This window comes from Clostridium coskatii (assembly GCF_001675205.1).
Taxonomy (GTDB): Bacteria; Bacillota; Clostridia; order Clostridiales; family Clostridiaceae; genus Clostridium_B; species Clostridium_B ljungdahlii.
Genome location: NZ_LROR01000033.1, coordinates 14,396 through 35,662, shown reverse-complemented (window position 1 = coordinate 35,662; position 21,267 = coordinate 14,396). Strand labels below are relative to the sequence as shown.

The window sequence follows — 21,267 nt, the reverse complement described above, 5'->3', positions numbered from 1 at the left end:
GAACACGAGGAGATAGGTCAGAGGTGTAAGCAGGGCAACCTGTTAAGCTGACTGATACTAATAGGTCGAGGGCTTGACCAAATAAAAACGAAAGAAAAAAAGTTTACTGTGCAATTTTGAGAGGACAGAGTAATTTGAACTCTTAAAAGTTAATATATATGAAAATTGATAGTAACAATTTTCGTCAGTTAAATGATGGCTATGAAGAGAGAAGTAAGTTAATTAAATCATTAAAGAGAGTCCTGTATGGTGAGAGAGGATATGAAAGATTTTCTGAACGTGCACTTGGAGCTTAAAGGCCGATATGTAGGTTTTTACGTTATCATACGTTATAGTGACAGAGTATTATCAGCAATTGTTTGTTGAAGTACTTTATGAGGTATAAGTCGTGAGGCTTATATGAATTTGGGTGGTAATCACGGATTTTTCGTCCCTTTAGTGGGGTGTTGAATCCGTTTTTTTATTACAAGATAGAAGTCTATTTAAAAGATAGAAAGGAGCCTCTACATGACACAACAAAATGTAAAATTTTTGGAAAATTCAGAAGATACTGAATTTAATAAAAAGATGAAAGATATTTTTGAATATTTCCATCAGAGACCAGAGTTATCTTACGAGGAATATGATACAACTAAAGAATTAGCAAAACTTCTAAGAGAAGGTGATATAGATATATTGGATCTACCAATGAAGACAGGTCTCGTAGCTGAAATCAAAGGAAAGAAAGGTGGACCTACCATTGCAATAAGAACGGATATAGATGCTTTGCCAATTACGGAAGAAACAAACCTTACATACAAATCGAAAAATAAAGGTAAAATGCATGCTTGTGGTCATGACTTTCATATGACAACTATACTTGGTGCGGCTTACTTGCTAAAAAGAGATCAAAAAAAGCTTAAAGGAAATGTTAGAATTTTATTTCAACCTGCAGAAGAATCTAGTCATGGTGCTGAAGAAGTTATAAAAACTAGTGCACTGGATGGTGTACAAGCCATATTTGGATTACATTGCAATTCTGATTGGGATGTTGGAACGCTTGGCATAAATGTAGGTCCTGTGACTGCTGCTGTTGATAGATTTGAAGTTGAAGTTACAGGAAAGGGTACACATGCAGCACACCCTGAGCTTGGAACAGATCCAATAGTTGCTGCTTCTAATATAATAACAGCACTTCAGACCATTGTAAGTAGAAATATGCATCCTTTAAATCCTGCAATAGTAAGTGTAACTCATATGGAAAGTGGACATACTTGGAATGTAATACCTGAAAAAGCATATTTTGAAGGTACTGTAAGAACACTTAATGAGAAAGACAGGGAGCTCATACCTGAGAAAATAAAGATGATTTCGGAAAATATCGCTGAGGCTTACGGGGCAAAAGCTAATTTCAACTGGTATGAAGGACCACCAGCAACTAACAATGATAAAGATTGGACAGAAGTGGCAATTAGTGTTGCTAAAAAAGATGGTTATCAGGTTAAAATTATATCTCCTAAAATGGGAGGAGAAGATTTTGCTTATTATCAAAAAACTCTTTCAGGTACTTTTGTGAATATAGGAGTTGGAAAAGGAGAATCTCTTCATAGTCCCAAATTTAAAATAGATGAATTAGCTCTTGAAAAAAGTACAAAATATTTTAAAAATCTTGCAGAACAAGCTTTAATAGTATTAAATAGCAAAAGGGATTAAATACTTTATAGGAGGAATCCGTGAGATGATTGACTTAAAAAATGTGTATAAAACCTTTAATAGGGATGGTATGAAAATTGAGGCTTTGAAAGGAATTAACATAAAAGTAGATAAAGGAGATATATATGGAGTTATAGGTTTTAGTGGAGCAGGAAAAAGTACGCTTTTAAGAATGGTTAATTTTCTTGAAAAACCTACATCTGGAAGTGTACTTGTTAATGGGCAAGATATTAGTAAACTCAATAAAAAGCAGCTTATAAGTACTAGAAGAAAAATAGGAATGGTTTTTCAACATTTTAATCTTTTAAATTCAAAAACTGTTTTTGCAAATGTAGCTCTTCCTTTAATTCTTGATCATGTTCCTAAAAATGAAATATCAAATAGGGTAAATGATCTTCTTAAATTTGTAGGCCTGGATAATAGAGCAAAAAATTATCCAGATGAACTATCAGGCGGACAAAAGCAGAGAGTTGGGATCGCCAGGGCACTTGCTACAAATCCACAAATACTATTATGTGATGAAGCTACATCTGCTTTAGATCCACAAACTACGGAATCAATACTCGAACTTTTAAAAAGAGTAAATAAAGAATATGATATTACTATTTTGCTAATAACCCATCAAATGAATGTAATACAGAAAATTTGTAACAAAGTTGCTGTAATGGAGAAAGGAAAGATAGTAGAGAAGGGAAGAGTAATAGATGTTTTTGGAAATCCAAAAGAAAAAGTTACAAAAGATTTTGTACATAGTGTAACTAATGACGATATTCCAATAAGCATATTAAATCTTATTAAAAACAACAGACAGAATAGTCAAAATAGAAAATTCTTTAGGCTTAAATTTATGGGAAATTCAACACTTACACCTATGATATCTATGGCAACGAAAAAATTTAATGCTGAAATAAACGTGCTTAATGCAAGTGTTACAGAACTTCAGGACACACCTATGGTAAATATGGTAATAGAACTCGAATGTGATTCTACTTTAGCTGAAGAAATTGTTAAATATATTGAAAGTAAAAATATTTTAGTAGAGGAGGTGGCATAAAATGCAGACTATAACTATATCGCAGATTTATACTGCAATATTACAAACACTGTACATGATTTTCATACCACTTTTAATAGGATCTGTAGTAGGAACTCTTTTGGGAGTATTAATGGTAGTAACAAGGACTAATGGAATACTGGAAAATAAATATATTTATAATGTTTTAAATCCTATTGTAAATATATTTCGTTCTTTGCCATTTATAATTTTGATGGTTGCAATAGTACCTTTTACTAAACTTATAGTAGGTTCATCTATAGGTACGAGTGCTGCACTAGTTCCTCTTACTATTTTTATTACTCCTTATATTGCAAGACTTGTAGAAAATTCTATTTTGGAAGTAGATAGTGGAACTATAGAAGCTGCAGAGGCAATGGGTGCTACGTCTTTTCAGATAATATGGCATTTCCTTCTTCCTGAAGCAATGGGATCACTTGTGCTTTCACTTACTACTGCTACGATAGGTCTTATAGGGGCTACTGCAATGGCAGGAACTGTAGGCGGTGGAGGAATAGGAGATGTAGCTATATCCTATGGATATGAAAGATTTGATACAGAAGTAATGGTTATTACGGTAATTTTACTTATAATATTTGTACAATTTATACAGACAATAGGTAATGTAATAGCTAGAAAAGTAAGAAGAAATTAAAAATTTTAAGGGGGAGAACATAATGATAAGAAAATTTTTAAAAACTACTATAGCATCACTGCTTATAATTACATCGGCAATAGGATTGTCAGCATGTGGATCAAAAAATAGCAGTGATTCAAGCGAAAAGAAAGAGATAAAGCTGGGAGTTTCTCCTGGACCTTACAACGATCTTTTTAACGCAGGCGTAAAACCTATTCTTGAAAAAGAAGGTTATAAGGTTAATTTGGTAAATTTCTCGGAACTTCTTTCATCTGAGGTTGCCCTGACAGAAGGAAGTGTTGATTTTAACGTTGCACAACATAATGCTTATGTTAAAGCGTATAATAAGGAGAAAAAGGCAAATCTTGTTTCTATAATAAAAATACCAACAGTGAGGGCAGGAATTTTTTCGAACAAGCATAAATCAATGAGTGAAGTTAAGCAGGGGGATAAAGTATTTATTCCTAAAGACCCATCAAATGCAGCTAGAGCTTATGCATTACTTGAAAAAGCAGGATGGATTAAGATAAAATCAGGTGTAGTAAAGACACTTGCAACTCAAAAAGATATAGTTGAGAATAAAAATAACATAAAAATAATTGAAATGGATTCTTCACAAATACCACGTTCTATGAATGAAGCAGATTATGCCGTACTTCCAGGGGCTATTGAATATATGGCAAAAATAGATGCATCGAAAGCACTTATTTCAGAAACACTTTCAGATGATCTTTATATAACTGTTGCAGTGGATGGAAAAAATAAAAATGCTAAATGGGCACAGGATATAATAAAAGCTTATAAATCACAAGATTTTAAGAATTACATAAAGACACATAATTCTAAAGGATATTGGGTTCTTCCTGATGATCTTAAGTAAGTTAATATTTAATATGTAGGTTATCAAAGAACAAATAGCAAATAAAAAATAACAGATGATGAGGAATTTCTTATTTAAACTTTGATATTTGTTCTTTGAACTTTTTAAAAGTTTGCTATTAAGTATTGACAGCTAGCTAAAAATACAGTATAATACTAAATTGTAGCGAAGAAAAAAACAATATATAAGGAAATTAGTAGAAATAGCAATTTTTGATAATAAATCTGGTGGTAATGACGTGAAGGTAACACCCCTTTCCATACCGAACAGGAAGGTTAAGCTTCACAGTGCCAATGGTACTGCAGGGGAGGCCCTGTGGGAGAATAGGTCGCTGCCAGGTAATTTTTTTGGCCAGATAGCTCAGTCGGTAGAGCAGAGGACTGAAAATCCTCGTGTCCCTGGTTCGATTCCTGGTCTGGCCACCAAAAGTTTATATTAAAAAAGCTTCAAGTTATATGTGAGGCTTTTTTTTCGTATAAAAGAAAACTTATTGATGTGACGATTTTTTTTAAGGGGATGTGAAATATGAATAAAGGTGTTTTAAAATCTAGCATGTTGCTTTTAATAACCTCTGCTATATGGGGATTTGCATTTGTAGCACAAAGAGTGGGTATGAATTATGTAGGTGCGTTTACTTTTAATGGAGTAAGATTTGGACTAGGTGCTTTTTCTTTACTTCCACTTATAATATTTTATAAAGAAAAGGATAAAAATAAAGAAAAAAATAAAAGTTTTAAAAGCGTATTTTTATCTGGACTTTTTACAGGATTAATAGTGTTTTTAGCTTCTTCTTTCCAACAAGTAGGCCTTATAGGAACTACAGCAGGAAAAGCTGCTTTTATAACTGGATTGTACATTGTATTTGTTCCAATTATGGGTATGTTCTTAAAACGACATATAGGGCTGAATTCATGGATTGGAGCTTTAATTGCTGTGGTAGGATTATACTTTTTATGCGTTACAAGTAGTTTTTTTATATCACACAGTGATTTACTTGAACTTGGAAGTGCCTTTTTCTTTGCGGTTCAAATAATTTTAATAGATATTTTTTCTAAAAAGTTTGATACACTCAAACTGGCATTTTTTCAATTTATAACTTGTTCGGTTTTAAGTTTAATAACAGCTATTTTATTTGAAAGTATAACAATAAGTGGAGTTTTACAGGCTGCAATACCTATTCTATATGGGGGTATATTTTCAGTGGGAATTGCATATACATTGCAAATTGTCGCACAAAAAAATGCTGAACCAACACATGCAGCTATTATAATGAGTATGGAATCAGTTTTTGCAGCTATTGGAGGTTTTTTAGTTTTGAATGAATATTTAAGTTTAAGGGCAATGTTTGGATGTGGCCTTATGCTTGCAGGTATGATTATATGTCAGGTGAAACCTAGGGAAATTTGCCATGCAAAAGTTGAAGCTTGTAAAAAGAGGTAATACATAAGGAAAGTGTCATATTTAAAGTCAATTAAATAGTCATCTATTATGTATGTTTTTAGTAAAATATGTTATAATGTTGGAGACGATTTCAATAAAAGTTTTGAATTTAATGATAAGAGGGGATATCATGGATAAAGTAATTACAATAGGCAAAAAAGATTTTCAAATAGGAAAAAGGACTTACATTATGGGTATACTTAATGTTACACCAGATTCTTTCTCTGATGGCGGAAAATTTAACAATATAGAGCTGGCTATAAAACATGCTAAACAGATGGAGGAAGAAGGGGCAGATATAATAGATGTAGGTGGAGAATCTACAAGACCAAGCTATGATCCTGTATCTGAGCAGGAAGAACTAGAAAGGGTTATTCCAATAATAGGCAAATTAAGTAGGTGTGTAGACATTCCTATTTCTATAGATACATATAAGGGAAAAGTTGCAGAAGAATCTATAAAAGCAGGAGCATCCTTAATAAATGATGTTTGGGGATTTAAAAGAGACCCTTATATGGCAGAAGTAGCTGCACATTATAGAGTTCCTTGCTGTTTGATGCACAACAGAGATAATAGAAATTATACAAATTTGATGAATGACGTATTAAATGATTTACAGGAAAGCATAGATATAGCGTTAAAAGCTGGAGTTGACCCCAAAAATATAATAACAGATCCAGGTATAGGTTTTGCTAAAGATTATGAACAAAATTTAGCTGTTATGAATCAGTTAGAAAGGCTTTCAGAACTAGGATATCCAGTACTCTTAGGAACTTCTAGAAAATCAATGGTAGGAAAGGCATTAGATCTCCCGGTAAATGAAAGAATAGAAGGAACTGTAGCTACTACAGTAATAGGAATAATGAAAAAGTGTGATTTTGTAAGGGTTCATGATGTAAAGGAAAACAAAAGAGCTGCAGTAATGGCAGATGCAATAATAAGAAGGTAGCTCTGCTAAGTGAATTAAATCACTTGTGCAATGCCAGCTTAAATGATATAATCTTGATATTTAATTAACTAAGTATGTTTCAGGGGAAGGAGAAATATTGGGTAAGCTTTTTTAAACTCAATATACATTTATCATGGATGAAAAAAAGATTAGAGAAGCAGTAAAAATGATGCTTGAAGCTATAGGAGAAGATCCTGAAAGAGAAGGATTGGTTGAGACGCCTGATAGAATTGCTAGAATGTATAAAGAGATATTTGAAGGATTGGATGAAAGTCCTGAAAAGCATTTGAGAAAAGTATTTACTGTAGATAGTGATGATATTGTACTTGAAAAAGATATAACATTTTACTCCATGTGTGAGCACCATCTTCTGCCATTTTACGGAAAAGCACATATAGCGTATATACCTGATGGCAAAGTTGTAGGATTAAGTAAACTGGCTAGAACTGTTGAAGTTTTTGCAAAAAGACTTCAACTTCAAGAGAGAATGTCTGCTCAAATTGCTGATGCAATGATGAAGTATGTAAAAGTTAAGGGAGTTATGGTTGTAGTTGAAGCGGAGCATATGTGTATGACTATGAGGGGAATAAAAAAACCTGGAAGTAAGACTGTTACAGCAGTTGCTAGGGGACTTTTTAAAAGTGAACCTAGACTTAGGGATGAAGTTTATAGAATGATAAATATGGAATAGAGCGTGGTGCTGAATTTGGAAAAAGTTAATGCTATTTTAAAAAACCGTAAGTTTTGTACCTATTTATCTAAAATTAATAAGCTTGAAGAAAGTAGAAAGTATTGTAAACACAATATTCAACATTTACTGGATGTGGCTAGAATTACTTATATAAAAGTGTTGGAAGAAAATATTCATGTAAAAAAAGAAATTATATATGCAGCTGCTCTGCTGCATGATATAGGAAGATGGCAGCAATATGAAGAGGGTATACCTCATGAATTAGCTAGTATTAAGTTAGGAAAAGATATTTTGGATGAGTGCGGCTTTGACAATGAAGAAGAAAAAGAAATATTTGATTTGATAAGTAATCACAGAAAAAAAGATTCTGATAGTTTACTTCAAAGTATATTTTATGATAGTGACAAAGCATGTAGAAATTGTTTTATGTGTAAAGCTGTTTCAGAGTGTAATTGGCCAGATGAAAAGAAAAACTATAGTATTGAATATTAATTGGTTTTAGTTAGGGGATGTTTTGTATGGATGTCATATATGTAGAGGATTTAGAAGTATATGCCTATCATGGCGTAAATCAAGCTGAAAAAGATATGGGGCAGAGGTTTCTTATATCACTACAAATATTTTTAAATTTAAGTGAAGCAGGAAAAAGTGATGACCTGAGTAAAACTATTAATTACGCTAAATTATGCTGTGAAGTAGAGGAAGAATTTAAAAGGGAAAAATATGATCTTATTGAAAAGTCTGCAGAGTCACTAGCTAATTTTATATTGAAAAAATATATAGCAGTAGAAAAAGTGACAGTTAAAATAAAAAAGCCCTGGGCGCCTATAGGAAAGCCATTAAAGTGGGTAGCGGTAGAAATAAATAGGTGCTGGCATACAGCTTATATTTCAATTGGTTCTAATTTAGGTGATAAAGAAAAAAATATAAAAGATGCCGTAGATATAATAGATTCTTCACATTATAATAATGTAACAAAAGTATCTAAATTATATGAAACTAAACCTGTGGGATATTTAGATCAGGATAATTTTTTAAATGGTGCTCTAGAGGTTAAAACCTTAATGGAGCCCGAAGATTTAATGGATTTTTTGTTAGAGGTAGAGAAAAAATTAAAAAGGGAGAGAATAATAAAATGGGGACCTAGAACTATAGACTTGGATGTAATATTATATGATAATTTAGTTACATCAGAAGAAAAGATTATACTTCCCCATCCAAGAATGCATGAGAGATTATTCGTTTTAAAGCCATTGTCAGATATTGCACCTTATGTTATTCACCCTGTTTTAAATGATAGAATCATAAATTTGACTCATGAATTAGAAAAAACACAAGAATTATAAAGTTTTAAGTTAAAAATAATTTTGCATATGGTTTATATGCAAAATTATTTTTTTTTATACTATATTTTGTTGTGCAGTTTTAAGTCACAGTAATAAATATACGATATATAACCATAATGTAAATTTAGCAAAGAATGGGAGTGGTTTCATGGCAGAAAAGATATTAAAACCTCCAGTAGAGGTTTTGTATAAAGAAGAACTTGCAGCTTTAAAGAAAAACGATGATGGAATAAAACCAGAAAATTGGATACTATCACCAAAAGCTGTGAGAAAATTTATACTCGGAAGTTTAGAACCTTTAACATATAGAAATAAAAAAGTATACATAAATAAAAAATTTTTTGGAAATGATTCTTTAGTTGAAAGGTGTATTATAACTCTTGCAGGAAATAGAGGACTTATGCTTGTTGGAGAACCAGGTACTGCAAAGACAATGTTATCTGAGTTATTATCTGCGGCAATTTGCGGCTGCAGTACTAATACAGTTCAAGGCACAGCTGGTACTACTGAAGATATGATTAAATATTCATGGAATTATGCAATGCTCTTGGCAAAAGGACCAACATCTGAAGCTTTAGTTAAAGCACCACTTTTTGTTGGAATGGAGAAGGGAATCATTACAAGGTTTGAAGAAATAACAAGGTGCCCTTCAGAAATTCAAGATAGTTTGATAAGTATTTTAAGTGATAAGGTACTTAATATACCAGAGCTTGGTGAAAGTTACGGATTACTATTTGCAAAACCTGGATTTAATATAATAGGTACTGCAAATACACGTGATAAAGGTGTTAATGAAATGAGCAGTGCTTTAAAGAGAAGATTTAATTTCGAGACCATATTTCCTATAAAAGATGTTTCACTGGAAGCAAAAATAATAGTAAATGAAGTTGAAAAACTTAAAGATCAAAATAATATAAAAATGGAAGTAGATGAGGATATTGCAGAACTTTTGGCTTCAACTTTTCATGAACTCAGAGAAGGAATATCTTCAAATGGTATAAGGATAGATAAGCCTTCTTCAGTTATGAGTACGGCAGAAGCCGTATCTGTTTATTACCAGACAATGATGACAGCTTATTACTATGGAGATTCTAAGATTGACTTAAATTCTATGGTTCAAAATATAATGGGTGCTGCTTTAAAGGAAAGCAGAGATGATCTTGAAAAGATTAAAAGTTATTTTAATGTTGTAGTTAAATCAAAAGCTGCAGAAGGTGGGGAGTTATGGAAAAATTATTACGAAGCAAGGAAATGGATAAAATAAATAAACTATTTAATACTGCCTTTGATTTAAGGTCAAATCTTGTATTTTTTCCTGTAAGGCATCATAGTCCAGTATGTTCATATCATTTAAGAAATACAATTGAAGAATATTTACCGGAAATTATACTAATTGAAGGACCTGTAGATGGAGATAGCATAAAGGATTCACTGTCACATGAAGACAGTAATCCTCCTTTTGCTATTTACTATTCTTATTCGGATTCAAAGGGGTTTATAGATGATACAAAGGGAAAATATAGATGTTACTATCCATTTTTAGATTATTCACCAGAGTTTGTTGGAATTAGGGAAGGTAAAAAGAAAAATATTGAAACTAGGTTTATTGATTTATCTTATGCTGACATTCTTATAAACAGTAAGAAAGGCAAGGGACTTTTAAAAAAAGAAGATAAGTTAAGTTACAATGATGATTATTTTTTTGAAGAAAACAAATTTATAGAAGAACTGTGTAAAAGAGAAGGCTGCAGAAGTTTTAATGAATTTTGGGAAAAGTTATTTGAAATTCAGGGACTTTATATAAGTAAAGAAGACTTCGTAAAAAATATGCTTTCTTATTGTTATCTTTCAAGAATGTGCAGTACAAAAGAAGAACTTGTAAGTGAAGGATGCATTGCCAGGGAAACTTTTATGGCATCTAAAATTCAAGAAGCATGCAGTTCATATAACAAGGTTTTGGTAATTACTGGTGGATTTCATACATATGGAATAATAAGTTTATTGGATAAAAAAGTTGAATTTAAACTTAAGAAAATTGATGAAAAGGATAAAGGAGTATATGTTATGCCATACTCTATGGAAGCACTCGACCAGTTAAATGGATACTCAAGCGGAATGCCTTTCCCCAATTTTTATGAAGGTGTGTGGAAAAGATTAGATGAAAGTTCTGAAACTGCATATAAGAATTCTGTACTTTCAAATATTATTCAAAATGGTAAAAAAGTTAGAAAAAATGATGGATGCATTTCTACTTTTGACGAAATATGTGCATTTGATATGGCAGGAGGGCTTTCAAATCTCAGGGGAAAGCGCCAGCCTGGAGTGTATGAACTTATAGATAGTATAACTTCATCTTTTATAAAAGGGGATTTAAATATATCTACAGAAGATCCACTTAAAATTTTATATAAAGATTTAACTGGAAATAAAATTGGCAAGCTTTGCAGGGAGGTAGATGTGCCGCCTCTTGTACATGATTTTAAAGACGCTTGTGCTAAATATAAGCTCAAGATAAATACTACTGTAAAACAGGAAATTTCACTTGATATATTTTCATCAAAAAGACACAGAGAAATAAGCTGTTTAATGCATAGAATGGCGTTTTTAAATACTAATTTTTCTAAGCTAATAAAAGGACCAAATATTTTTTTGAAGAGAAATGTAAATTTAATAAGAGAAACCTGGTACTATAAATGGAACACACAAGTTGATGCGGCTTTAATCGAAAATTCAGTTTATGGAGGAACCTTAAAAGAAGCATCTACGTCTCTTATAAAAAAGAATATGAGTGAATGTGGTAAAAGTGCAGAAAATATTTCAAAATTATTAGTTTTATCATTTAACATGGGACTTGATGAAATTTTTAATTCTGCAATAAGTTCGCTAAAAAATGTTATTGCAGAAGATGGCAGCATCTATTCATTAATAAATTGTCTTTATTATTTAAATTATATCTACACGATGAGAGAATTATATTTTATGAATTCCATGAATGAAGTAAAGAATATAATTTTTTATGTGTACAGTAAAATATGTATATTAATTCCGGACATGGCTTCAATTAATGAAGAAGAAGCTTTAAAGGGAGTTAATTCTCTAAAAGAAGTATTTAACATTGTAATGAAAAGGGAATTAGATTTAGATGACACACTTTTAAAAGAGGCACTATTTTCTCTTCTAAGATTTGATTCTGTAAATGCAGGAATTGAAGGAGCAGCATCTGGAATACTATATGGATTAAATGAACTTAAAGCAGAAGAAGCAGCAAAGTCTGTGGAAGGATATATATTTGGTACTAAGGAAAAAGCACTAAAAGCACCGTCTTTTTTAAATGGATTGTTTTCAACTGCAAGAGATTTAGTTTTTGTGGAAGGTTCTATTTTAAAGTCAATTGATAAGTTTATAAATGAAGTTGAAGATGAAGACTTTATAAGAATTATACCACAGTTAAGGCTTGCATTTAGCTATTTTATACCTAGAGAAGTAGATGAAATAGGAGAAAAAGTAGCAAAAAATTATAAGGTGAGTAAAGTTCATTTTGATGAACTTAAAGTTATTTCACCTGAAATTTTAAAGCTTGGATCGGAAATTGATAAATATGCAGCTGAGAAAATGGAGCAAAGTGGCATAATATGAATGCAGTTATTTTATTTTGGACTTAAGTATGCATATAAAGAAAGGAAGATTAATATGGAGATTAAAATTAGACAGGTATCTATAGATGATTTAAATTCGGTAGCAGAAGTGGAAAGCATTTGCTTCCCAAAAGCAGAAGCAGCTACAAAAGAGTCTTTTAAGCAGCGTATAGAAACATTTCCAGAAAGCTTTTTTGTGGCAGAAGTAAATGATAGAATAGTTGGATTTATTAATGGATGCATTATAAATGAGACTGTTATATGTGATGAACTTTTTGAAGATTCTACACTTCATGTTCCAAATGGACACTATCAAACCATTTTTGGATTGGATGTTATACCAGAGTATCGTAATCAGGGAATTGCAGCAAAGTTAATGAAGCATATGATAGAAACAGCAAGATTATCAGGTAGAAAGGGAGTTATTTTAACTTGTAAAGAAAGGCTTATACATTATTATATGAAATTAGGCTACAAAAATAAGGGTGTATCTAAATCAGTTCATGGTGGTGCTAAGTGGTATGATATGATTTTAGAATTTTAGTTTTTATATAAGATGGTATGCAATGGAATTTGGATTAGAGGAAAAAGACGTCTTAAGTAGTCATGTATATAAAAGAGTACTTGAGTTGATTGGAGAAAAACTGCCAGAAGAATTTAGAGAATTATATTTATAATAATGTTTTGGAGGGATAGTATTTGCTAGAAATAAAAGACTTTATAAGAAATGATGAAGAAACGGATGATAGATACTTATGGACAAAGGTTTAGAAACTATTGTAGAAAAAGGATTAAAATTTTTAAATAATGGAGATTATGAAAAAGCTTTGATAGACTTAGATAAGTCTATTAAATTAGATTCAAGTGATTGGAGAGCTGTTTCTTTTAGAAATAAGTACATATCTTTGTTTAAAGGCAATGGTTGCTGCTAGAATCAAATATGTCAGAAGAAGATATTCTTAAATTAGAAGAGAAATTCAATGTAAAATTACCAGCTCTATATAAAGCATTTCTTTCTACATATTTTCATATGTTTGAAGAACTAGATGGAGTTTTGGATGATTTTCATTGTGAGGATGGCAAGGAAGTTTATGTTGATATTATAGGAGATTTTAACGGATGGGGTCCTCTTTGTTTTGATATACATAACAACTATAAGCTTGTATGGCTTGATCATGAAGAATACTATAGTTGTGAAACTAGAGAAGAGCTAGAAGAATTAGGAGAAACAATAAATACAAAGCCGCCAGAGTCGGGAATTTATGGTGATGATCAAGAAATATATGTTTATTTAAATAAAGTAGATGAAATGCCTGAATTGATGTGGCAGGGAGTTCCACAACTTTTTAAAGAATAGCCCAAATTTTCTTGATGATAGAGAAAAAATTTTTGACACATGTGTACAAGCATTAATAGAAATAAAGAATGAGGGATTTTTGCTTAGAGCTGAAAGTTTTTATAATGTTGCAACTAATATAGAAGAATTGGATAGAGAAGGTGATATGCCTAAAATTATAGACTCATATGGAGGAATTTCACTTCATGAACAATCCCATGGAGAAGCTTATTTATCATTACTGATAAATAAATTTAGAGGAAATAGCTTATATATTTTAGATGAGCCTGAAGCTGCTTTATCACCATCAAGACAGATGACCATGCTTGCAAGAATACATGAATTAGTTCAGCAGGGTTCTCAATTTATAATTGCAACTCATTCTCCTATAATAATGGCTTATCCTGATTCACTAATATGTGAATTAAAAGGCGAATTTAGAAAGGTAACATATAAAGATACTGAGCATTTTCAAGTTATGAAGCAATTTGTAAATAATACTGAAAAAATGCTGGATATAATTATGAATCCATAATTTAGTAGGAGATAATTATTATGAATATATTTGAAGCAATAAAAAGTAAATCTTTAGATCAATTGAAAGAGGTAATTGCAAAAAATAATATAAATAGTAAGGATCAATATGGAAGAACACCACTGCACTATGCTATTGTACAAAAAGCTCCTATTGAGCTTTTTAAAGAACTAATAGATTGTGGTGCAGATATAAATATTGAAGATAAATCACATGAAACAGTGATTTATAAGGCAATTAAATTTGAAAATAAGCAAGCTATACAAATATTAATAGATAATGGAGTTGAATTAAATCATCCCTTAGGTATAAAATATACTCCTTGGTTTAGTGCTAGGCATTTACCGGAAATAGCAGATTTAATGCTAAAAACTCAAGGCGCTGTTCGATTAACGTTAACTAAGGAAGAAAAAGATATCATTGATAAGTTGTTGTATTTAGATGAAAAGAATTTAGAACATAATCTTGAAAGATTAAATACTCCAGAATTACTTCATGCATTTGTATTGAATTTTAATTGGGATGACGATATAACACCTATTGATAAAATATTACATAATTCTCTTTGTAAAGAAATTACTGCAATTGAAATGTTTGAATTAGCTGATGGACACTATTGGCTAGAACATCCAAATGTTAAATATAAAGATGATGAACAGTATGTTAAACTTATAAATGATATTTTAGAAAGGTTTCCACAAGTATTAAGATGATTTTGAATGTATTTAAAATTTTTTGTTAAAGGCTAGGTGAATGAAAATGAAAAATTTCAATATAGAATTACCCGAGAGTTTAGAAAAATTTAAAGACAGGATAAAAAAAACTATAAAACCGTATGTAAAAATAAAATTAAAAGAACAAGAAACTAAGTTATGGGAAAGCAAATTAGGAGGAAATCCTTATTTGGAAAATGGTATGGAATATCCTAAAGCATTTAATGGAGAATATTTAAGATTATTAGCTCAAATAAACTTTGAGGAAGTTCCTCATTTAGAAACTTTTCCAGAAAAGGGTATACTACAATTTTTTATACTTGCTGATGATGTTTATGGATTTAATGAGCCATGTATACAGGATACGTTTAGAGTAATATACATATCTAATGTTGAAAAGAATGAAGAAAATTTGATAAAAGACTTTTCGTTCTTAGGGGAATTAGAAGAAGATTGGTACATGCCTTTTAGTAATGAAGGTAAAATGAGCTTTTCTTTAGAATGTATGCCTATACCCTGGGGAGAATATAGATTTAATAATGTGTACAGGGATATGTCCTTAACAGATGAAGAAGAGGAGGAATATGTGGAAAAACTAAATATCGATGGATGTAAAATAGGAGGATATGCTACTTTTACTCAATATGATCCAAGGGATGATGAAAAATTAAGTAATTTTAATACTTTGCTTCTTCAGCTTGATTGTGAAAAAGAATGTGATTTGATGTTTGGAGATGCAGGTATTGCAAATTTCTTTATAAATGAAGAAGATTTAAAGAAACTTGATTTTAGTAGAATTTTATATAATTGGGATTGCTGCTAAAAATAGTAATTTGGTGGTGATAATATAAACGGAATTGGAACACAAGAAATAGAAACTAATAGGTTAATATTAAGAAGATTTCAAATAGGTGATTACGCAAAAGTTTATAGAAATTGGACTTCAGATAGTATGACTACACGTTATTTGAGCTGGGATACTCATGAAAATGAAGAAATAACAAAGAAATACATACAATCTAAATTAAGTATGTACAATAAAGAATTTTTTTTGATTGGATTGTGATTAGAAAAGAAGATGATGAACCAATTGGAGAAATTAGTTGCGTAAAATTCTCAAAACGTCATAGACTTTGTGAAACTGGCTACTGCTATGGCTCGAAGTATTGGAATCTAGGTTATGCAACGGAAGCATTGAAAGCTTTTATTGAGTATATGCTTAACAAAGTTCAAGTTGATATTGTGATTGCTTGCCATACAGAAAGTAATGCAGTGTCTGGTTTTGTTATGGAAAAGGCAGGTATGAAAAAAGATGCAGTATTACCTAATTATTTTGTAAATAAAGAAACAGGAAAGAGAGAAGCACAAGTATTTTATTCAATAGAACGATAAATATTCCAATTTGTAGAGAATAACAGATTAGTTTAAAAGTAAAGGGAGAAAAATAAAAATATGAGATTAGTAGAACAGTACAATATGTTATTAACTAATGCAGAAAGTTTATTAAATGCTTATCAGGACAATGTGAAGGATAAAGATTTTTATAAAGAGGGACAACGGGTAATTGGTATATGCAAAGAATGGATAACAAATAATGAAATCACGGCTGATGATATATACGAAATCGTTGATTCAGAGGATGGATACGATATAGTTGAGTTTGCTTATTGGAAAGAGATAACTAAAGAAGAATCATATATGTGGGTTTTATTATCAGATATAGTGTGTGTATTATGTAGTCTGGCTTATCAAATGGAGCATCAAAAATATGTACCACAGGCGATTGAATGTATTATAGAGGATAAAATAGAGGAATTTGTAATATTTATTAATCAAAATATGAAGGTACATGAAAAAAATATTAAAGAGTGTATAGAGTATTTTGCTGATAACTTATGTTATTAAAGTAATTAGAGATGGAATTGACTTTCAGGTTGATGCGATAGCTTTTAGAGAGAATTAAATAAATCCCAATTTAAGGTTAAGAATTATAAATCGTAAATTTGAAAGGATGAATGAAGTGATGGCGGTTTTCGATAGATATGATAGTTATTATGATAGAGCAATGGAAGCTTATTGTTCCAATAAGAAAATAGATCCTAAAGATATTAATGATGAGCATAACAAGATAATTGCTGAAAGAGCCTGTGTTCATATTGGCTTTTACCTTACATGGATTATCAATAATAATTTAGAGGGAGACATTCATAAGGAACATGATGGAGAAAATCTTGAAAAAGTAAGAAAGGAAGAAATGACAGGAGTAGATTTTTTTCTAACCTGTTGTGATGGCAAGTTATGGAGTGATGATTTTAATGACGAAGGATTGGCGTTTACTGAATATTATTATACTAGTGAGCAGTTTATGAAAGATTACGTAGATTTTGTTCTTAATGAACTGTATGATATTCCTTGTGAATTTGATTTTGTCTGGAAAGATTATAAAAAGTTTAAAGTTATATTAGATAAAAGATATAAGGCTTTTTGCAAAAATGAGAAATTTTAAATATGGATAATTTGTGGGAACGCTCTATACCTTTTTATAATATGAGCATTAAGGAAATAACAGTTATATTTGCAGAATGTGATAAGCATTTTGAAATATTGAATTATTTTCCTATAAATGTTGGTTGTAGAAACAGTAATTATAAAGTGCATACGAATAAAGGATACTTTTTGTTAAGAATATGCCCATTAAACGATATTAGTTATAAAAAAGAGAGAACTATTAGCGAATTATTTTATGGATATTTAAATATACCTAAATTGCTTTTTGTATCTGAGGATAACATTACACAAAGGGTATGTTTAATATACGAATATATACATGGCGAGTCTATGCAAGAATTGTTGATACAAAGGGGTAAGTTAGAAGATAGCATTATTATTCAAGTTGCCGAAAGTGCTTCATATATACATAACTATGATATTACAAATAAAGATGTATTTGATAATGATTATCCCCCATTTCTAACATGGTATGATTTGTTTCTTGAAAAAGAAATTGTTGCTGAACGTATTGGAAAGGAGATTAAGGAAAGAGTTAAGACACTTATAGCAGATAAAAAAAGAGATTTGTATGAAATTGATAAGTATATAAGTTTTACTCACTCAGATTTTCGTCCTGCGAATATGTTAATTGATAAAAATAATAGTATTTGGATTGTCGATTGGGAATTTTCGGGCTTTGGTCACAGTTTAGGAGATATAGGGCAGTTTTTTCGGTATGAAAATAACTTTAATCAAAAGCAAATTAGAATATTCCAGGAGGCATATAATAATTCTTCTAAAAGAAGTTTGCCATCTGATTGGTATGAATTGAGCAAACTTCGAGATTTAGTAAATCCACTACAAATGCTCGGTTCAAAAGAAGATCTTCCACAAAAATATACTGACTTAAAAGATGTTGTTATAAATATATTGGCTTTTTTTGGATACTAATATTTGGTTAAAAAATTATTTTAGTTATAGAACTCATTTTAGTTTATATACAGTTTTCTTATATGACGAATTATCAACAAAGATACTAACATGTTATATGTAGAAAAAAGTGTAATAAGAAAAGAGGTGAGTTTTAGTAAGAGTTTGGTACTTGTTATACACTTTCTTACTAAAGATAAATAATGAAAGTTTACGAATTGTATTCCTCAATAGATGGAAATTATGTTATTGCAGGGGACTTTGAGAAGGATACTCAAGTATGGAATATGCGGACATATACAAAAATTATAGATTTAAAAACAAAGTATGGATCAGGTGGAAAACGTTTGGCTATATCTGATAATGGTAAGTTTTGTGCAGATGCAGCTTATAACAGGTTTGGGGTAACATTATATGATGCAAAAAGTGGAGAAATTATCTGGAATATTAAAGAGATTAAACATATTCAGAGAATAAGATTTACTGGAAACGATGAAAATTTATCTGTGAGTAATAATGAGAATCAAACATTTGTACTAGATTTAGTAGATGGGAAAATAATATCTAAAATAAATGGAGCAAGAAACATTATATATAACAAATATGGCAGTAATCTAATTATGAATGATTATTATATAAAATATAATAACTACAGGATAGAAACAAAGAAAGAAAAATTAATTTTAGATGTATACTGTTTACCAAATGGTTTTGCATGTTCAACTGTTGGTGAAGGATTATATGTATATAATACTAATGGATTACTTATGTGGAAAGCAGATAACAATAAGAATGAGCATTTTGTAAGTATTTCATATTTAAAGAAATATAACTATGTTTGTGGAATAGTATATAAATATAATTCTCCAAGAACAGCACCGTATTATGTAGTTTATTGTTATAATGCTGGAACAGGGGATTTAAAGTATGCACATGATTTAGATGAGGGATTTTCATATGCTTTTATTAGAGAATCAGAACAAATTATTTCTGGAAGTGGAAGAGTGTTTCAGTTGAATGAAGCTGGAGCTGATGTCATCAAAAAAATTAAATTTTAATTTGTTATAAGATTTCAAAAGATAATTATGTAAAGGAGAGATTTGTAATGAGCAGAATTAGCAAATATATGGAGGCAATGCTTGAGGTATATGGAGATAAGGTAGAACTTACTAAAAGTACCTATGATAAAAGACCTTATCGTTAGTACCTAAAGCTTTAAGAGAGTTTTATGCTGAATATTCAAAGGTTGATTTACCATTTGGGTATATATATTCTATTGAAAACTCATTAAAAGATTCAAAAGCTGAACCTTTTAAAAGTGAAGATTGGTTTTGATAAGAGTAACATAGATGATGTATTTTCACCTTGTTTAGATAAGGAAAAATTAAAGCCGCTAACAGATTCATATAATTTTTTAGTTATTGGTCATCAGTATTTTATGAAGAAGATGGTGAACTCTTAACCTTGAAAAACTATAAAGTACCTAAGGATATAATAAGCTTTTATGAAAATTTTGAACCAAGAGTAGTTTATGCAGATAAGTCTTGGTTTTTATTTAACGAAGAAGAGCGCAAATTAGAATTTAGTTTTTATCCTTTTGAAATAGAAGAGGAATGGGATGCTGAAGATTATTATGAATGTATTGGAAATAAGAGTTAATGGTTAATTTTGAAAAGAAAAACTTAAGATGATAATAGGCAGATTAGGATACTAAAGAATGGAGAAGAATGAATGGATAGCAAATTAAATGAGATAATGGATAACTTTACAAGATTTATGAAAGAAGGATTTGAAAAGATTGGAGATATAAAAGACGAAAATAACTTTTTTTATAAAAGTGAGATTTTGGAATTAGTTAAGTATTGTGACAGAAATAAAAGTGAAATAGATGCTGTGCTGTCACAAATATCAAAAGAATTTAATACCTATAATGACCTTAAGGCAAACCTTCTTTGTCATGTGTGTGGTGTATTAGTTGAATTCGGAGGCAATCAAGATATAGTAATTTCTCATGTAATTGAAAAAATGAAAGAAACTTTAATATGGATAGCAGGAAGCATAGCAAAAAAAGAAGAAGAGAAAGATTTACATAGAAGAGTGAAGGTTTACGTAAGTTATCAAATTATAGATTATTTAATAACGGCAGCTATGACAATGCTTTCAAGAAATTCGCTGGAAAGAGAAAAACTAAAAAATGATAAAGATATGCCAATTTTATTAAGTATTGTCACTACTGATGTGGTAAAAAACATATATTACATTCAAAAAATAATGGAACTTACAGATAATTTAGAAATGACTGTAATACATCCAGATAAAAAGAAAGGATATAAGATTAAAGTAGACGGAGTGCAAAACTATTTTCACTTTTTTACTTTACTTCAAGGAGAATTTATAGAAAAGGTTAGTGATGAACTAGTCTTAGATAAAGGTTTATTAAATAAAACTGCAGTAGATGTTGCAAGAGCTGCAGTAATTCCTGATAGTTCTGAAAAAGCAGAGGATAAGGCTATATTTGGATATTACATATGGTCTGCTCTTAGTTTAGATAAAACATTAAGCAAAAATGTACCGCTTGAGCAGTGGGTGTATGGAGAATTAATACCAAAGCATACACCACCTATTTTGGGTGAAAGGATAATTTTAATTGGAGATAATTTATTAAAAGAACGTATTTGGGATAGAGCATACTTTTCACCTCTACACGATGCACTGAAACCACAAGTTTCAATTATATCAAGGTTAAATGAAGCTGAAGTTGAAGAGTATTTAGATAAGATAGTTTTGGAAAAAAGAAAAATTGAACAAGCTAGTAGAAATAATGAAAGTTCTAAAGTAATAGAGAAAGATGAAAAAGTGGAAATGAAAATTAAGGTTGAAAATAATGAAAGGGGCTTTAAAGGATTCTTAAAAAAATTATTTAATTAAGTAGTTATTGT

At 30.4% G+C, this 21,267-nt stretch carries 24 protein-coding genes, 1 tRNA gene, 1 rRNA gene, 1 pseudogene and 1 other annotated feature; all 27 genes and pseudogenes read left to right on the top strand.

Annotated elements, in window-relative coordinates; genetic code table 11:
• Positions 1 to 192: 192 nt before the first annotated feature.
• Positions 193 to 438: a binding site (T-box leader), on the top strand.
• 69 nt (positions 439 to 507) lie between these two features.
• The 27 genes and pseudogenes from CLCOS_RS04580 to CLCOS_RS04455 all read left to right on the top strand — a co-directional run bounded on the left by CLCOS_RS04580 (position 508) and on the right by CLCOS_RS04455 (position 21,256).
• Entirely contained in the window at positions 508 to 1,692 is a 1,185-nt protein-coding gene (locus tag CLCOS_RS04580; RefSeq protein ID WP_013237305.1) for an amidohydrolase, read from the top strand.
• 25 nt (positions 1,693 to 1,717) lie between these two features.
• The gene (locus CLCOS_RS04575; protein ID WP_063602387.1) at positions 1,718 to 2,746 is read left to right on the top strand and encodes a methionine ABC transporter ATP-binding protein; all 1,029 of its coding nucleotides are present in this window, start codon (positions 1,718 to 1,720) and stop codon (positions 2,744 to 2,746) included.
• Position 2,747: 1 nt separating this feature from the next.
• Positions 2,748 to 3,401: a methionine ABC transporter permease gene (locus CLCOS_RS04570; protein ID WP_063602386.1), complete on the top strand. Its 654-nt coding sequence runs from the start codon at positions 2,748 to 2,750 to the stop codon at positions 3,399 to 3,401.
• 22 nt (positions 3,402 to 3,423) lie between these two features.
• Positions 3,424 to 4,263, top strand: a complete 840-nt coding sequence (locus CLCOS_RS04565; protein ID WP_013237308.1) for a MetQ/NlpA family ABC transporter substrate-binding protein — start codon at positions 3,424 to 3,426, stop codon at positions 4,261 to 4,263.
• 223 nt (positions 4,264 to 4,486) lie between these two features.
• Positions 4,487 to 4,603 (top strand): 5S ribosomal RNA (gene rrf / locus CLCOS_RS04560).
• Positions 4,604 to 4,612: 9 nt separating this feature from the next.
• Positions 4,613 to 4,688: transfer RNA gene (locus CLCOS_RS04555), tRNA-Phe, on the top strand.
• Between the two features lie 100 nt (positions 4,689 to 4,788).
• Positions 4,789 to 5,703, top strand: a complete 915-nt coding sequence (locus tag CLCOS_RS04550; RefSeq protein ID WP_013237309.1) for a DMT family transporter — start codon at positions 4,789 to 4,791, stop codon at positions 5,701 to 5,703.
• Between the two features lie 130 nt (positions 5,704 to 5,833).
• Positions 5,834 to 6,652 carry a dihydropteroate synthase gene (gene folP / locus CLCOS_RS04545; protein ID WP_013237310.1) on the top strand — a complete coding sequence of 273 codons (819 nt, stop codon included), beginning with the start codon at positions 5,834 to 5,836 and terminating at the stop codon, positions 6,650 to 6,652.
• Positions 6,653 to 6,785: 133 nt separating this feature from the next.
• On the top strand, positions 6,786 to 7,343 hold the full coding sequence (gene folE, locus CLCOS_RS04540; protein ID WP_013237311.1) for a GTP cyclohydrolase I FolE: 558 nt from the start codon (positions 6,786 to 6,788) through the stop codon (positions 7,341 to 7,343).
• Between the two features lie 15 nt (positions 7,344 to 7,358).
• A complete protein-coding gene (locus tag CLCOS_RS04535) occupies positions 7,359 to 7,835 on the top strand; it encodes an HD domain-containing protein (protein WP_013237312.1) in 477 nt (158 codons plus the stop codon).
• A gap of 26 nt (positions 7,836 to 7,861) precedes the next feature.
• The gene (folK, locus tag CLCOS_RS04530) at positions 7,862 to 8,689 is read left to right on the top strand and encodes a 2-amino-4-hydroxy-6-hydroxymethyldihydropteridine diphosphokinase (RefSeq protein ID WP_063602385.1); all 828 of its coding nucleotides are present in this window, start codon (positions 7,862 to 7,864) and stop codon (positions 8,687 to 8,689) included.
• 148 nt (positions 8,690 to 8,837) lie between these two features.
• Positions 8,838 to 9,953 carry an ATP-binding protein gene (locus tag CLCOS_RS04525; RefSeq protein WP_063602384.1) on the top strand — a complete coding sequence of 372 codons (1,116 nt, stop codon included), beginning with the start codon at positions 8,838 to 8,840 and terminating at the stop codon, positions 9,951 to 9,953.
• On the top strand, positions 9,914 to 12,325 hold the full coding sequence (locus CLCOS_RS04520; RefSeq protein ID WP_063602383.1) for a DUF5682 family protein: 2,412 nt from the start codon (positions 9,914 to 9,916) through the stop codon (positions 12,323 to 12,325). Before CLCOS_RS04525 ends, CLCOS_RS04520 begins: the two co-directional genes overlap by 40 nt.
• A gap of 54 nt (positions 12,326 to 12,379) precedes the next feature.
• A complete protein-coding gene (locus CLCOS_RS04515; RefSeq protein WP_063602389.1) occupies positions 12,380 to 12,868 on the top strand; it encodes a GNAT family N-acetyltransferase in 489 nt (162 codons plus the stop codon).
• 211 nt (positions 12,869 to 13,079) lie between these two features.
• Complete coding sequence (locus CLCOS_RS22305; RefSeq protein ID WP_156496398.1) at positions 13,080 to 13,256, top strand: hypothetical protein; 177 nt, start codon at positions 13,080 to 13,082, stop codon at positions 13,254 to 13,256.
• Positions 13,257 to 13,264: 8 nt separating this feature from the next.
• Positions 13,265 to 13,681, top strand: a complete 417-nt coding sequence (locus tag CLCOS_RS04510; RefSeq protein WP_242867025.1) for an SMI1/KNR4 family protein — start codon at positions 13,265 to 13,267, stop codon at positions 13,679 to 13,681.
• A gap of 70 nt (positions 13,682 to 13,751) precedes the next feature.
• Positions 13,752 to 14,195, top strand: a pseudogene (locus tag CLCOS_RS04505) (AAA family ATPase); the annotation flags it as partial.
• 20 nt (positions 14,196 to 14,215) lie between these two features.
• Positions 14,216 to 14,908 carry a DUF4274 domain-containing protein gene (locus tag CLCOS_RS04500; protein ID WP_063602382.1) on the top strand — a complete coding sequence of 231 codons (693 nt, stop codon included), beginning with the start codon at positions 14,216 to 14,218 and terminating at the stop codon, positions 14,906 to 14,908.
• A 46-nt stretch (positions 14,909 to 14,954) separates the two neighbouring features.
• On the top strand, positions 14,955 to 15,731 hold the full coding sequence (locus tag CLCOS_RS04495) for a YwqG family protein (RefSeq protein ID WP_063602381.1): 777 nt from the start codon (positions 14,955 to 14,957) through the stop codon (positions 15,729 to 15,731).
• Positions 15,732 to 15,970: 239 nt separating this feature from the next.
• Positions 15,971 to 16,300 (top strand): GNAT family N-acetyltransferase, encoded by a 330-nt coding sequence (locus tag CLCOS_RS04490; RefSeq protein WP_063602380.1) that lies wholly within the window; start codon positions 15,971 to 15,973, stop codon positions 16,298 to 16,300.
• A 60-nt stretch (positions 16,301 to 16,360) separates the two neighbouring features.
• Positions 16,361 to 16,813: an Imm6 family immunity protein gene (locus tag CLCOS_RS04485; RefSeq protein ID WP_063602379.1), complete on the top strand. Its 453-nt coding sequence runs from the start codon at positions 16,361 to 16,363 to the stop codon at positions 16,811 to 16,813.
• A gap of 118 nt (positions 16,814 to 16,931) precedes the next feature.
• Positions 16,932 to 17,414 (top strand): hypothetical protein, encoded by a 483-nt coding sequence (locus CLCOS_RS04480; RefSeq protein ID WP_063602378.1) that lies wholly within the window; start codon positions 16,932 to 16,934, stop codon positions 17,412 to 17,414.
• A gap of 2 nt (positions 17,415 to 17,416) precedes the next feature.
• Positions 17,417 to 18,349, top strand: coding sequence for a phosphotransferase family protein (locus CLCOS_RS04475; RefSeq protein WP_063602377.1), 933 nt, complete (start codon positions 17,417 to 17,419; stop codon positions 18,347 to 18,349).
• Between the two features lie 182 nt (positions 18,350 to 18,531).
• Positions 18,532 to 19,386, top strand: a complete 855-nt coding sequence (locus CLCOS_RS04470; protein WP_063602376.1) for a YncE family protein — start codon at positions 18,532 to 18,534, stop codon at positions 19,384 to 19,386.
• A 260-nt stretch (positions 19,387 to 19,646) separates the two neighbouring features.
• Entirely contained in the window at positions 19,647 to 19,790 is a 144-nt protein-coding gene (locus CLCOS_RS22300; RefSeq protein WP_156496397.1) for a hypothetical protein, read from the top strand.
• A gap of 2 nt (positions 19,791 to 19,792) precedes the next feature.
• Positions 19,793 to 19,987, top strand: a complete 195-nt coding sequence (locus tag CLCOS_RS04460; RefSeq protein ID WP_063602375.1) for a hypothetical protein — start codon at positions 19,793 to 19,795, stop codon at positions 19,985 to 19,987.
• A 72-nt stretch (positions 19,988 to 20,059) separates the two neighbouring features.
• Positions 20,060 to 21,256 carry a hypothetical protein gene (locus CLCOS_RS04455; protein ID WP_063602374.1) on the top strand — a complete coding sequence of 399 codons (1,197 nt, stop codon included), beginning with the start codon at positions 20,060 to 20,062 and terminating at the stop codon, positions 21,254 to 21,256.
• The last annotated feature ends 11 nt before the right edge of the window (positions 21,257 to 21,267 follow it).

Bases quoted from the DNA above. Each gene is read 5' to 3' on its own strand.
- CLCOS_RS04580 (WP_013237305.1), top strand. From the start codon at position 508: ATGACACAACAAAATGTAAAATTTTTGGAAAATTCAGAAGATACTGAA.
- CLCOS_RS04575 (WP_063602387.1), top strand. From the start codon at position 1,718: ATGATTGACTTAAAAAATGTGTATAAAACCTTTAATAGGGATGGTATG.
- CLCOS_RS04570 (WP_063602386.1), top strand. From the start codon at position 2,748: ATGCAGACTATAACTATATCGCAGATTTATACTGCAATATTACAAACA.
- CLCOS_RS04565 (WP_013237308.1), top strand. From the start codon at position 3,424: ATGATAAGAAAATTTTTAAAAACTACTATAGCATCACTGCTTATAATT.
- CLCOS_RS04550 (WP_013237309.1), top strand. From the start codon at position 4,789: ATGAATAAAGGTGTTTTAAAATCTAGCATGTTGCTTTTAATAACCTCT.
- folP (WP_013237310.1), top strand. From the start codon at position 5,834: ATGGATAAAGTAATTACAATAGGCAAAAAAGATTTTCAAATAGGAAAA.
- folE (WP_013237311.1), top strand. From the start codon at position 6,786: ATGGATGAAAAAAAGATTAGAGAAGCAGTAAAAATGATGCTTGAAGCT.
- folK (WP_063602385.1), top strand. From the start codon at position 7,862: ATGGATGTCATATATGTAGAGGATTTAGAAGTATATGCCTATCATGGC.
- CLCOS_RS04525 (WP_063602384.1), top strand. From the start codon at position 8,838: ATGGCAGAAAAGATATTAAAACCTCCAGTAGAGGTTTTGTATAAAGAA.
- CLCOS_RS04520 (WP_063602383.1), top strand. From the start codon at position 9,914: ATGGAAAAATTATTACGAAGCAAGGAAATGGATAAAATAAATAAACTA.
- CLCOS_RS04515 (WP_063602389.1), top strand. From the start codon at position 12,380: ATGGAGATTAAAATTAGACAGGTATCTATAGATGATTTAAATTCGGTA.
- CLCOS_RS22305 (WP_156496398.1), top strand. From the start codon at position 13,080: ATGGACAAAGGTTTAGAAACTATTGTAGAAAAAGGATTAAAATTTTTA.
- CLCOS_RS04510 (WP_242867025.1), top strand. From the start codon at position 13,265: ATGTCAGAAGAAGATATTCTTAAATTAGAAGAGAAATTCAATGTAAAA.
- CLCOS_RS04500 (WP_063602382.1), top strand. From the start codon at position 14,216: ATGAATATATTTGAAGCAATAAAAAGTAAATCTTTAGATCAATTGAAA.
- CLCOS_RS04495 (WP_063602381.1), top strand. From the start codon at position 14,955: ATGAAAAATTTCAATATAGAATTACCCGAGAGTTTAGAAAAATTTAAA.
- CLCOS_RS04485 (WP_063602379.1), top strand. From the start codon at position 16,361: ATGAGATTAGTAGAACAGTACAATATGTTATTAACTAATGCAGAAAGT.
- CLCOS_RS04480 (WP_063602378.1), top strand. From the start codon at position 16,932: ATGGCGGTTTTCGATAGATATGATAGTTATTATGATAGAGCAATGGAA.
- CLCOS_RS04475 (WP_063602377.1), top strand. From the start codon at position 17,417: ATGGATAATTTGTGGGAACGCTCTATACCTTTTTATAATATGAGCATT.
- CLCOS_RS04470 (WP_063602376.1), top strand. From the start codon at position 18,532: ATGAAAGTTTACGAATTGTATTCCTCAATAGATGGAAATTATGTTATT.
- CLCOS_RS04455 (WP_063602374.1), top strand. From the start codon at position 20,060: ATGGATAGCAAATTAAATGAGATAATGGATAACTTTACAAGATTTATG.